This window comes from Bartonella sp. MR100HLJHH (genome assembly GCF_042194215.1).
Classification (GTDB): Bacteria; Pseudomonadota; Alphaproteobacteria; order Rhizobiales; family Rhizobiaceae; genus Bartonella; species Bartonella grahamii.
Genome location: NZ_JBHIMR010000018.1, coordinates 1 through 12502 on the forward strand (window position 1 = coordinate 1; position 12502 = coordinate 12502).

The window sequence follows — 12502 nt, forward strand, 5'->3', positions numbered from 1 at the left end:
TGCTCTTGGCTAATACACATGCCTTTTTTGACAAGGGGATGACCCGCATTGCTGGTGTGACCATAACCAATCGTCCAGACACATGCCGTATCTCTATAAGCCTCTAAACGCAAACCTTCCCATTGTTTTATAAGCTCTAATCCTTCTTTCGATATCTTTCTCATCTGACGCTCCATAAAAAAAAGCCCCACAAAAGTGAGGCGGCATAAAAATGTTTTTTTATGATCTCTATTGGCTATGCTCTTTGATCAGCTGCTCGACTTCTTCAACACGAAATCCAAGTTGAAAGAGCGGCGCATATTCGCTTTCCTGTAATTCATACTGACAACGCTTTTCTACAAAATCACCATTTAAATCAAACGGCATGGTTGTTGTTAGACAAACCTTATGCGTGTCATCTTCAATCCCCTCTTCTCCCTCTCCAAGCTCTTTAACAAAGACCCAATAAAAACGCGTTGTCAAAAGCATCTCTAGCCTTCTTACTGTTTCAACTTTGTCAAAAGAAAGCATGTTCAGATAATCTTCTTTGCTATTTAAATGTTCTGGATATTCTATCATCTCTCCCTCCTAAACAAAATGACGCGTATGGCTACATCCACGCGCCGCAACTTGTTCATTTCCACCATTGACGATCATGGCGGCTCGAGTAAAACGCCCATTATCCGTTGTATTACTCCAGCTACCACCCCCTAACAATGCTCTCATTTCAAACGTATTTTGCGTACGGCTTATGGGTATAGGAAACGTGCCCGATAAAAATTGCCAAACATAACCGCAACCATCTTCACAACCGATATGCGAAATCATCCGTATATTTGCCGTATCCTTATATCCACCTGAAACCTTAGAGGTTGGTTCTTTCTTGCCAACAATATGTGTCTTTTCATTGCTTCCATACATAGCAGAAACAAACGCTTCATCACTCAGTAAAGATTTTTTAACACGCGCCATATCTGTTACATGTTCGGTATAATTACGGTTTGTTGTTATATTGGTACGATACATTGATTTCGTATTTTCACCCGTCCCTGATTGAAGATAAATATCAACCCAAAGATCTGTAGAGGGGTCGTAGACCATTCCCTCTGGTGAACTATAAGGGCGGTGATTTAAACACCAAACTGAATTGGGTAAAATATCCCCTGCTTGATAACCGGATAATGGATGACCAGAAATCGTACCAACATCCGCACAGAGCGTATGAAACCCTCCTATCTTACGAGAATTACTCACAGTGTAATCCCTTGGATAGGTAGAGTTTTCTGACAAAACAAGTTTATGAGACTGTTTTCCATCAGAAACCAAATAAACATAATAATCCTTGCCTGCCGAAAGAGAAGGAACGCTTATTCTTGTATCTGCCGTATAACTTGCAACCAAAGTATCATTGCCTAATGCCAAGGTTATACGCGTTCCTTTCTTCAATGTGAGTTGTTTTTTCCCTGTCGCAACAAGAAACGGCGTAGAAATTGAAAGAACCGTTAAATTGGACTGTTTCAGTAAATTGTTTATCTCTTCCCCTAGCACTTTTGCCTGTGAGGCTACTGTATGGGCTGTTGTTGCCATTGCTAGGGAACTCTTGATACCTCCAAGCTCTTGTTTCATTGTATCGGCGGTTGTTTTGGCTTCTTCTGCTGTCCTTTTCGCTCTATCAGCTACTTCCTTGGCTTTTTCGGCTTCGCTCTTGGCTTGATAGGCTTGTGAATCTGCCGACTCGGCTTTTTTCTTGGCTTCTTCTGAGTACATCCGCGCTAAACTTACGGGGGCTTTAAAATTCTCAACCACTTGATTGATATCGATAACCCTACTCCTCGCAGACGAGGCTATTTTCTCTGCATCTTCTGCCTGATTGCGTGCTTGCGTCGCGTCATGTCTTGCATAGCCAGCAGACTCTTTGGCTTCCTTGGCTATTTTTTGTGCCTCTTCCGCTTCTTCTTCCAAAGACGCTGCTTTTTTACCCGCTGTTTCGGCTGCCCTCTGCGCTTGTTCTGCTATATATTTTGCATTACTAGCTATTTCCTTGGCTTTTTCTACTTCATTCTTGGCTTCATACGCTCGGTCATCGGCTTTCTCCGCTATTTTCTTGGCTTCTTCGCCTGCCATTTCCGCTAGTCTTGCTATAGTCTTAGCGTTACTGGCAGCTTCATTCGCGTCGTGGGCTTTACTCCACGCTTCATTCGCTGTGCTTTTTGCCTTTTCCGCCTCACTACGGGCTTGACCCGCATCATGCTTGGCATAACCAGCTGTCTGTTTGGCTTCTTTAGCTATTTTTTCGGCTTCATCCGCTACTGTCTCTACCTGTACTGCCTTCTTCTGGGCGCTTTCAGAAACCTTTTTTGCCTCTTCTGCTGTCGACTGCGCACTACCAGCTACTTGTTTTAGTTCATCCAAAGCACTTTGAGATTCTTGTACAATCTTCTCTACTGCTTCCGCTTTACGTTTCGCTTCTTCCGCTAAGCCCTTCACCGCTTCTGCACTCACCTGCCCTGCCGTCTCTCCTGAACGCGCCGCAGACTCTGCTACCGCTTTCGCTTCAGAAGCTAATTTTGTAGCCTCCTCTGCACTCTGTTGGGCTTGATGAGCCGTCGCTGTTGCTGTATCCGCTGCACTCTTGGCTTCTTCTGCTGTGGTCTTCGCTGTATTCGCCACTGTAACAGCGCTTTCTGATGCTACTTTGGCTTCGTTAGCTACCGTTTCTGCTGTCAAAGCCTTTGCCTTGATAGAAATAATATCTACAGTCGCTTTCCTTGCTGTATTTTTCGCATCTTCTGCTGTTTCTGTCGCTGCCGCTACCGATTGTTTTACTTCCTCCACTAAATCTTTTGCCTCAACAGCTGTCGTTTTACTTTCATTGGCTAACGTTGCTGCCTGATCTGCTACTTTCTTCGCGTCAGCGGCTTTAGACAGTGCTTCTGAAGCATCTTGGTGCGCTGTTGATGTCTCTAACGCCTGTTTTGCCTCTTGCGCCATAGTCTTGGCTTCTGAAGCTGTAACTGTCGCATCATTCGCCTTCTTTTCGGCTCTTGCGGCTTTCTCTTCTGCCGTTTCTGCTGTGCTCTTAGCTTCTTGCGAAAGGACATGAGCATCCTCTGCTTTATTTTTTGCTTCCACCGCTGTGTCTTTTGCGCTATCCGCTAACCGCTTTGCATTATTCGCTAACGTTTCTGCCGAATGCGTTCTCGTCTTAACTTCTTCAACCAATTGTTTCGCTTCACCGGCTTTAGTCTTGGCTTGTATAGCAACGTCTTCTATTGTTAAAGCCCTCTGTTCTACTCCTTCTGCTGTCCTTTTGGCTCCCTCAGCTGTATTCTTGACATGATCAACCGATTGCTTAAGATCATGAGCTACCGACAGAGCTTTAGACGCCGTTTCTTTTGCATCACCGGCTACCGAAGATGCTGTCTCAGCTGTCATCTTGGCTTCCTTCGCTGTAGTGAGAGCTTGCCCACTGCTCGCTGCCGCCGTTTCTGCAATATTCTTCACCTCACCCATCACCTGCTTGGCATCATCAAAAGCGCTCTTGGTTTGTTCGGAAAGTGTTTTTGCATCTCCTGCCGTTGCCTTGGCTTCTCTTGCCTCTGTCAAAGCTGTCTCTACTGTGCCTTGAACTTGTGTCACTATTTGAGAGCTTTCCGTGACCGCTGTCGTCACTCTATCGGCTGCACCTTTAGTATCCTCCGCAATACGCTTGGCTTCTTGCGCTAACCTCTCTGCCGCTTCTGATTTCATCTTGGCATCTTCTGAAGAAGCTTTCGATATCTCTGCTGTTGTCTTGGCGGCATTGGATGCTGTTAATGCCGTATTTGCCTGCTCTAAAGCTGTATCAGCTGTCGTCTTGGCTTCAGAAGCTACAGTAACTGCACTCGCTGCTGTGCCTGCTGCTTGTGCTATCGTCGTCGCTGCTGCATCCGATAATTCCTTGACACTATCTGCTATAGTTTTCGCTTGATCTGCTGTTTGTTGCGCGCCATTCGCACGCGCCATGGCTTTTTCTGCTTCTTTCCTTGCATTAACAACCTGCTCTAAGGGCGCAAAGGTTTCATACGAATACAAAGACGCCGTCCCTAAAAGCTTCGGAACAACAACGCTGTCTTGAGAAGTTCCTGCTATCATTTCTTCTCTCGTCGCGACAGGTATCAAATATTCATGTTCATGATCGGGTATCTTCATCTGCTTTCGTCCTCACATCATTCAGAGTACTTCGTCTAATGAACACTCTTTCAAATCTTCAAACTCTTCTCTTAAAGCCTCTAAGCGCTTCTCTAAATCTTTTAACGATCCATCAAGATCGGCTTTCAAAGCTGCTTTCAGTAAATCAAAAACGCCATTAAGCGGCGCATGGACAAAACCTCCCCCAGAATACAAAACAACCCGTACTTGAGACGGGTCGTCAATCTCTGATATCACAAACGGTTTTAATGACATTTCAACTCCTCATGTCTTGATCCCATAAATGACACTCACATTAACGGGGCGCGTTTCAACACCACCAACCCTCTCTGCCATAAGGTGATGTTCATGATGCTCTCTGTCATTCAGCCCTTCTGTTATAGGCGTTGAATAATATAAAAAATTAGCAAACGGGCTCCTGATAAACCAAGGTAAACGAGGCGGTTTATCTTTTTCTGTAAACCAAAATGGAACCTCTGAAATGCCCACTATTCGGTCAAATTCTTCATGACATTTTTTTAAGCTATCCCCACTCAAACCTACACACTCTTCGTCTATAGCTCTCTTTCGCCTTTGCAAAGAAACTTCAGAAGAAGAAACATCCCGTTTTTTACGAGAAGAAAGACCTTCTAATGACGCTGGACCTATAAAATGTTCATGCGCTTTTAAAGAACAGGGTTGTATACTTGCAAAAGAACGCCAAGGGTCTAAATTGCGTTCATTATCAAGTCCCCGTAAAAATAGCCCCCGAAAATCGGGAACATTAAACGTCTCAACGCCATCCCCTTCTCCCCACGTCGTTCCTATGACACAAAATAAGTCCCAATAAACATACCGTGAATAAGCACTTCCATCACATGGCAACCAACCATCCGGCAAGCGTTCCATTGCAAACGGTCCTATCAGACCGGAGGGTAAGCGTTTTAAGGAAGAAACTTTACCCCTTGTCGGGTTGAGAACTTGCCACCCCGAAAGTTCTTCATCATACATGACTGTATAAAGACAACCATCTTGTATCTCTCCTCCCGACAAGGCTAATAAACCGGTTTCTGTCGCCTTATAAACAGGTTTGCCAGCTAAATTATTCAAAGCAATTGTTGTCGCCCCAATGTTCCTGCCCTTTGCTTTAAAACAAACCGATATGCCATTCTTATACTCTAAAAATGCCGATTGGCTTAGAAGCCTTATCACGCTCATCTTTTGGTTATTATCAACCGTCACAATCCCTTCAAGCACGCCGCCCGTATCCGATAAATACTCACTTATCCTTTGCATCATAAAACGAGCGCTATTATTAACCGTGTTAGGATGCTGTCCCTCTGACCAATTAATTAAAGCATCAGCACCACCATTCTCAGATGCCGTTAAAGACCAATCATAAATCGTGGACATCTGAACCTCACGTCTTGATTCCAAACACAACACTCATATTAATCGGGCGCGTCTCACTTACACCTGAACTTGCCAATGCAACATCACGCATGTGAAGGTGGGAATGGGGAAAGGCTAGCTTATGGTGCACGCGTATATCCTCTGCCCTCACACCCAAACGTTCAGCAAGTTTCAATCTTTGCTGGTCATTCAACACATATCCCCAGATGATCGTCATATCACCATGCCAACTCTCTTCCTGATTTTCATCATTCAAAATCGTAAAGGATTGACCCCCATGATCATGCTTTCTCATAGCGTCATTTTGTAAAGTGCCAAGATAACGAAAGCGGTCTATCTCGCGGTCATCATCAACACCTCGTAAAAAAACACCACGCAAATCGGGAACATTAAACTTCGTCCAACTATCAGCTCCACCCCACCTGATCCCTATCGCATCATAAAGAGCAGGATAATCACTGCGCAAATAAGCCTTCCCATCACAGGGTAACCAGCCATCTGGCAAAACTTGCATCCCAAAAATCCCTATCGTCCCCGTAGGATAAACGGGAATAACCGGCTCTTGTGATAAAGAGAGAGGCGTAGGATTTAAAACTTGCCAAGCATGATCCCTATAAACCAAGCTATAAATGCATCCCCTTTGAAGTTCACCTCCAGATAATGCACGAATGCCTAATTCCGTCGCCTTATAAACAGGTTTAGCGGCTAAATCATTCAAGGCAATTGCGGTTTCCCCAACATTCTTACCCTTTGCTTTAAAACAAACTGATATCCCATTCTTATATTTCAAAAAATGCGATTTACTTTGAAGTCTTATCAACGTCGTCTGTTGTTCAGCATCAACCGTAAAAGTGCTTTCAATTACACTACTCGTATCGGATAAATATTCACGCACACGCTGCATCATCACACGGGCGCTATTATTCACGCTGCTAGGACGTTGTCCTTTTGACCAATCAATCAAATCATCACAATAGGCATTCAAGGAGGCATTTAAAGACCAATCATAGATCGTCGACATTTTAACCTCATGTCTTAATCGCAAACAGAACACTCACATTTACTGGACGCGTCTCGCCTTCACCAGTGCTCTCCAAAACAACCTCTTGGCTCTCATCAAGAGTATGAGAACTTACAATGTAGCCCCCTAAATTCTCACGCTCTATACCCATAAAATTCGCTAGAGAGCTCCCCCCAAACAAGCCTAGACGATAGCCCAACACATCCGTCGTATTCCCATCCCAAAAGTTTTCGTTGCTGGTAAAATGAGACATCGAAAGGCTCTGTCCTTGATGTTGGTGAGACTCGATTAAATCTGTTTGCACACTTGCAAAAGAACGCCCCTCATCAATATTGCGCCCTCCATCAACACCCCGTAAAAACATCCCTCGAAAATCGGGAACATTAAATGTCGTAACGCCATCCCCCTCTCCCCAAACCGTTCCTATCGCAGAAAACAAATCACGATAACCACGACGTAAATAAGCCTTCCCATCGCAAATTAACCAATCCTTTGGAATCCCGCGCATTCCAAAGGTTCCTATAAAACCCGTGGGATAAAGACTGCTTTCTTCTTCTAAAGGGATAGAGGTAGGATTAACGAGATGCCAATGATCTTCATTATAAACCAATGTATAAATGCACCCTTGTTGGATTTCGCCCCCTGATAAAGGACCAACCCCTAATTCCGTTGCTTTATAAACCGGCTTGCCATCTAAAGTATTTAAGACAATCGTGGTCGCTCCAACATTCTTACCCATAGCCATAAAGCGCAAAACGATACCATTCTTATACTCTAAAAACTGTGAAGTGCTTGCAAGTCTTATCACACTCGTTTGTTGGACATGATCATTTGTCACAATGCCTTCAAGCTCTCCACCCGTGTCTGACAAGTATTCCTTTACGCGCTGCATCATCACACGGGCGCTCGTGTTCACACTGCTAGGCTGCTGTCCTTCGGACCAATCAATCAAATCATCCACGCGCGTATTATCCGCCGCTCTAAGCGACCAATCATAGATCGTTGACATCTCTCATAAATCCTAATTCCGGTAAAATGGTCCGTAAAACGCCCGCATGAATTGCGTCATCAAAGGATTATCATCATCACTCTCTTCTTCTTCCGAAGCCTCTTCTTGTGATGCTAATAATGCCCTTAAAACCTCGAGCAAGTTGTCTCTATTTCTAATGCCACCATGCGCTGTAGGACTTGCTCTATAAGGCTGCCCCCCATACATCTGTAATACACGGTTCACAAAATCACTTGCACGCATAGCGTTGTTACCACCATTCAAGCCAACCGCATTGCTCCCAACAATTTGCGCCGCATTGGCATGGGGATTTTGCAAAAGACGCGCGGCTCCCCCTGCCCCTTGTTGATGTGCTAAATACAACTCCGCTTCACTAGGCGCTCTCCCCAACAGACGGCTTAAATGGTTGCGATTATCAAGTGTCAACCGCCCCATGGCATCTGCCGCTTGCATGGGGTCAAACCTATCCTGCAAACCATATTGTTTGGCGGTGCTATCGATAAATTGATACAACCCACCAGCAGAAGAGTAGGGATTCCTTGCATTCGGATTCCCTCCACTTTCCACTTGTGCAACACGGTACAAATAACTCTCTGGCAAACCATATCGCGCTGCTGTTTGCCGTATCGCTTGATTAACAGAAGGACTAGAACGGGTCATTTCGCATACTCTATTGAAGCACTAGGACCTAACCCTTTTGCTACAGCTCTAGAAACAATCTTCAAGCCTTCATCCGTTATCACACCGGCTTTATGCCACTTCAAAGCACTTTGAATCAATTTGGCAATTTCATTGCGTTCCATTCCTTTAACGCCAAAAGTTGCTAATTTCGCTATACCGCGCTCTAGCTCTCGTTTTGCTCGTAGCGCCTCTGGTGCATTCGGATGAAAAAATATGTTTCGTGCTAATTTTAAGCCTTGAGCTGGTATATCAGGAATACTATGTGGTACACGAACTCCATCAAAAAGAGAAATCTTAGGAATGCCTTCAAATTTGCTAAAACCCTCTTTTGCTGCATCAGAATAGAATTGCTCCTGATCTACTGCCTTTTTAAAAGTAGAAAACCGTTCCGGTCCTATCATCCTTTTAAGATTCTCAGATGCAAGATTTTGTTTTAAAAGTTTAGAAAATTCATTAATAGGGTCATCATTTTTTCTGAGTAAATCATCTAATGCATCTCTCATGCCCATCTGATAGGTATTATTTTGTTTTGTCCAATTCCCTTTAGAAAGATTTTCCTGAACTGCATCCCTTTCAAAACTCTTTTCAAGCTTTGTTCCAAAAGCTTGTCTACCTTCCTCAAAGCTATCTGCAAAGTTTTTGAATTTTGCCGCACTACCGCGTGCTGCTTTGTACGTAGGAGAGATTTCATCCATTATTTTTACCAAATTTTGTTTGAGGACTTCGTATCCTAAAATCTTTTGGTTATCGCCATGTTTCTTACTTTTTTCGATTAAATCATCAAGAGACTGCTTAGTTTGATCTAATAACTCTATCGTAGGTTTATAGGTTATACTGCTAAATCTTCTATCATAAAACCTTCTAGGATTTATACTGAGAGGGTGTTCCTCTAAAGTATTGACAGCTTCTTTGAGAGCTTTTTGAAATCCTTTATTTTCAAAAAGTTTATTAAGAGCCGGATAATACTCTCGTCCTATCGGCGTTTGCCTTGCTTGTTCATAAAGATGATCATGCGCTTCTTTCCCTTGCTGTTTAAGCGTCCTGCTTAAAGTATCGCTATGCTGGTATGGAACAATTGTCTGCTCCATCATATCATCAAGACGTTGAACAGAACCTCCCAATCTTTTCTCATGCGCTTGTTTCAAGAGATTATAAACATCTTCATTTGTTTTAGACGCATTCCACAAAGTCTGTCGTAGTTTTTCATTAATATCTGTCAAAAATACTTCCTGAGGTTCTGAGCTAAGACGTTCGGTAATTTTTGGGGTTTTATTATCGTAAAGTTGCTTGGCAACTTCTCGCAAAGCTTTATTGGAAACCTCTTTATGAGCAGGATTAAAATAATTCCTTACAAGTGGAGGTGATTTTAAAGCATTTCCTAAACTACGAACTGCCTTAGAAATACCTATACCTCCTAAAGCAGCAACCGGCGTCAAAACTGCCCCACCAACACCACCAGCTAACGCCGAATTCACCGTATCATTGTAACCTTCTCCTGCACCAGAACCGTGTAAAGCTCCAGAACCTGCCCCAACAAGAGCTCCCCTACCTAAACCTCCTAAAGTCGAACCTGCTCGCAAAAAATTTAATGCTGGAATACCAAATGATGCTATTGTTGGTAAAATCGAACCAGCAATATAAGCACCAGAAGACAACCATGGATGTTTCTCTTCCAAGGCTTTTTGGTAAGCGCGTTCCTTGGCTACTCTTCTATTATAGATTTCTTCGGCTTTTTTATCGCCGCTCCAATAATCCCTCACACCTGCTTCACGTACTGCTTTCATTTCGTCAAAATAACCTGCCGTTGCACCAGATGCGCTATGTCTCATAACCGCATCCAACCACGTAAGATCTTTATCATCAAATGAAAAATCATTAGATGTTTCTTGAGTATTAGGAATATCCTCAGCAATACCAATCACTTTATATTTCCTAGCCCACTCAGGGAGACGTGATTTATCATAATCCTTAAGTTCAGGATAATCTGTTTCCTTTTGAACATCTTCAGCAATACCAATAACCTTATACTTTCTAGCCCATTCAGGAAGAAGTGACTTATCATAATTCTTAAGTTCAGACATGAAACATAACCTATTTTCTTATAGTCATTCTTTTACCATCGGCATCAATAACAATAAAATCTGCCCCTTTCGGTAAGGCTTCAATTTCTTCTGCACTTTTTACTACAGGCGCATTTGCACTATGTCCTTGCTGTGGAGCTTTAGAATGCGGCTGTGATGTAACCTTATCAACATTCTCTTGCGTTAATGCAATGCTATTGTTTTCCAGCAAATCCAATACGTCTGATTTCATCTTACCCAAAATCTCATGGATTTTTTTCAACCTAAACAAGAGCTCTTTATGACCCAAGTTGTACTTTATCTCTCCTAAATAGCTCTTTAAGATATCAAGTTCTCTTTCTGTGAGATTCCCAAAACCTGAGGCGCCATTACGCGAATACTGTCTCATCGTTTCTAAACGATCAATACCTATACGATTTTTAATGGAATCAAGCAGTGAACTCATATCACGGTGTTGAGGAACACCCAACTGAGCTTGTATACTAGCCGCATTACCTGTAGCCCATTCACCATTTTCTTCTATATAGTTCATAAAACGTTCAATGTCATGGAGTGTATTATTACTGATAGTTTCTCTATTTTTAAGCTCTATCGTTTCTCGTAGGCGGTCCAATTCTTCTTTAGATCTAGTATCATAACCGCCGTTCGCTTTTTGTAATAGAAAAGCATTCAACGCATCTTTATTCCCAGCCATGAACCGCGCTTCTTCTTCGCTATAGCCTTTGGACTTTAGATACTCGACGGTCTGATTAACCTGCCCTCTTTTTTCTCTTTCCATATCACCACGACGAAGATTCATAGCTGCATTCGCTAAACTTTGTGCTATCGTCCCATCTGATAATGCATAACCAATCCCATAATCCGATAATCTTTGTAAAAACTCAGGACTACGCAAGTGATCCCAAAAACTCTGTTGAGAACCAGTATCTTGGTGAGGAACAATACTCTGTTGTGGCTGTACAGACTTCTGTGGTTCTACAGATGAAATAGGCTCTGGTAATTGAGACTGCTTTGGTTTCAATGATGCCAAATCTGAAGTTTCAATTGCATTAGGCAAAGGTTCCATACCTAAAGGATTTGGTTGTGAACCAAAGGTCGCTACTGGTAAAGAAGGAACTGAAGACGGTACATCTGGTTTTCTGCCTGCCGATCTTAAAGACGAACTTACATCTGGTAAAGGTGAAGTATTTTTAGCTAAACCTAAAGGATTTGATTGTGAACCAAAAGTTGCTATAGGGGAAGAAGGGGTTAAATAAGGTAAATTCTTTGCCTGTTGTTTGGCGTCTTCTAGATCGTTGAAACGTATACGTGGTACATATTGGCTTATTACATGCATAGACTTAAGAAGTCTTGATAACATGTTATCGTTACTATTTTGCATAACTACCTCACTTTTTTCCTGCAAAATTAGCAATACTAGCTAAAATCCCTATAGCGTTCTTCCAAGGGTCATTGCCTTGCATTAGAGAAGATGTGTTGTTACCTGTCGTCGTGCCGTAATTCCTTGCAAAGCCATGACCGGCGTTCATAAGCATATTCAACCTATTCCAACCGCTATTGTCTTGTTCCAGCCAACGTTCACGATTGGCATCAACAACTCTCTGATTGTGGGCATCAAACACACCTCCCCCCTGTATGGCATTGGAATAGGCATTGCCATAACCCTGTAAGAAGTTATTTGAGGCTCCCAACTGATTTTGATTGGCTTGGTCTATCAGTGAATTCGCTTGCATCATGCGGTCCGCATCACGATTATACTGGTCTGCTGTAGCACTTGTGGACAAAGCACCAAGTTCATTTGCCAATACACCTGCATGTGCACCGGACCCATAACGACCCGCACCTGCAAAAGAGCTGTTAATCGTATCTCTTACACGGTCTACAAGACATTGATTTATAATGATAATTCACTGTTTTGTATGTTGAATGAGAGTCTCGAATAACGTAGGATTCTCTCATTTCAAATCTGTTTATCTTGAATCAACTAAAACCACTTACTTGCACATAACAAGTGGGATGAGTGTGTGGATAAAATTTGTACAAGAAAGGAGTAAAAATGGTTCTTATGAATCGTCTTAATGCAAGGGCTGTCGCAACATTGGGGGCTGGCAAATATAATGATGGTGCCGGCTTGTTACTTCATAAGCG

The 12502-nt window shown here is 42.9% G+C and carries 10 protein-coding genes and 1 pseudogene; all 11 read right to left on the reverse strand.

The genetic code is table 11. The features are described from left to right. Window positions 1-164: lysozyme (locus tag ACFIJ7_RS08300; protein WP_375645038.1), on the reverse strand; the 164-nt coding region annotated here is incomplete at its 3' end. A gap of 64 nt (window positions 165-228) precedes the next feature. Next, a complete protein-coding gene (locus tag ACFIJ7_RS08305; protein ID WP_375645029.1) occupies window positions 229-558 on the reverse strand; it encodes a hypothetical protein in 330 nt (109 codons plus the stop codon). 9 nt (window positions 559-567) lie between these two features. Further along, a complete protein-coding gene (locus ACFIJ7_RS08310; RefSeq protein WP_375645030.1) occupies window positions 568-4170 on the reverse strand; it encodes an alanine-zipper protein in 3603 nt (1200 codons plus the stop codon). A gap of 21 nt (window positions 4171-4191) precedes the next feature. Then, window positions 4192-4425, reverse strand: a complete 234-nt coding sequence (locus ACFIJ7_RS08315; protein ID WP_375645031.1) for a hypothetical protein — start codon at window positions 4423-4425, stop codon at window positions 4192-4194. 9 nt (window positions 4426-4434) lie between these two features. Further along, window positions 4435-5562, reverse strand: coding sequence for a phage tail protein (locus tag ACFIJ7_RS08320; protein WP_375645032.1), 1128 nt, complete (start codon window positions 5560-5562; stop codon window positions 4435-4437). Window positions 5563-5569: 7 nt separating this feature from the next. Beyond that, on the reverse strand, window positions 5570-6583 hold the full coding sequence (locus tag ACFIJ7_RS08325; protein ID WP_375645033.1) for a phage tail protein: 1014 nt from the start codon (window positions 6581-6583) through the stop codon (window positions 5570-5572). Between the two features lie 7 nt (window positions 6584-6590). After that, window positions 6591-7592 (reverse strand): phage tail protein, encoded by a 1002-nt coding sequence (locus tag ACFIJ7_RS08330; RefSeq protein ID WP_375645034.1) that lies wholly within the window; start codon window positions 7590-7592, stop codon window positions 6591-6593. Between the two features lie 12 nt (window positions 7593-7604). Then, window positions 7605-8252 (reverse strand): transglycosylase SLT domain-containing protein, encoded by a 648-nt coding sequence (locus ACFIJ7_RS08335; RefSeq protein ID WP_375645035.1) that lies wholly within the window; start codon window positions 8250-8252, stop codon window positions 7605-7607. Then, window positions 8249-10354, reverse strand: a complete 2106-nt coding sequence (locus ACFIJ7_RS08340; protein WP_375645036.1) for a glycine zipper family protein — start codon at window positions 10352-10354, stop codon at window positions 8249-8251. The genes ACFIJ7_RS08335 and ACFIJ7_RS08340 overlap by 4 nt, the downstream gene beginning before the upstream one ends. Window positions 10355-10364: 10 nt before the next feature. Next, the gene (locus ACFIJ7_RS08345; RefSeq protein WP_375645037.1) at window positions 10365-11735 is read right to left on the reverse strand and encodes a hypothetical protein; all 1371 of its coding nucleotides are present in this window, start codon (window positions 11733-11735) and stop codon (window positions 10365-10367) included. Between the two features lie 7 nt (window positions 11736-11742). Then, window positions 11743-12237 (reverse strand): annotated as a pseudogene (locus ACFIJ7_RS08350) (hypothetical protein); the annotation flags it as partial. Between the last annotated feature and the right edge of the window lie 265 nt (window positions 12238-12502).

Excerpts from the sequence above, each read along its gene's own strand:
- ACFIJ7_RS08305 (WP_375645029.1), bottom strand. The coding sequence starts at position 558 with ATGATAGAATATCCAGAACATTTAAATAGCAAAGAAGATTATCTGAAC.
- ACFIJ7_RS08315 (WP_375645031.1), bottom strand. The coding sequence starts at position 4,425 with ATGTCATTAAAACCGTTTGTGATATCAGAGATTGACGACCCGTCTCAA.
- ACFIJ7_RS08335 (WP_375645035.1), bottom strand. The coding sequence starts at position 8,252 with ATGACCCGTTCTAGTCCTTCTGTTAATCAAGCGATACGGCAAACAGCA.
- ACFIJ7_RS08345 (WP_375645037.1), bottom strand. The coding sequence starts at position 11,735 with ATGCAAAATAGTAACGATAACATGTTATCAAGACTTCTTAAGTCTATG.
- ACFIJ7_RS08325 (WP_375645033.1), bottom strand. The coding sequence starts at position 6,583 with ATGTCGACGATCTATGATTGGTCTTTAAATGCCTCCTTGAATGCCTAT.
- ACFIJ7_RS08330 (WP_375645034.1), bottom strand. The coding sequence starts at position 7,592 with ATGTCAACGATCTATGATTGGTCGCTTAGAGCGGCGGATAATACGCGC.
- ACFIJ7_RS08340 (WP_375645036.1), bottom strand. The coding sequence starts at position 10,354 with ATGTCTGAACTTAAGAATTATGATAAGTCACTTCTTCCTGAATGGGCT.
- ACFIJ7_RS08310 (WP_375645030.1), bottom strand. The coding sequence starts at position 4,170 with ATGAAGATACCCGATCATGAACATGAATATTTGATACCTGTCGCGACG.
- ACFIJ7_RS08320 (WP_375645032.1), bottom strand. The coding sequence starts at position 5,562 with ATGTCCACGATTTATGATTGGTCTTTAACGGCATCTGAGAATGGTGGT.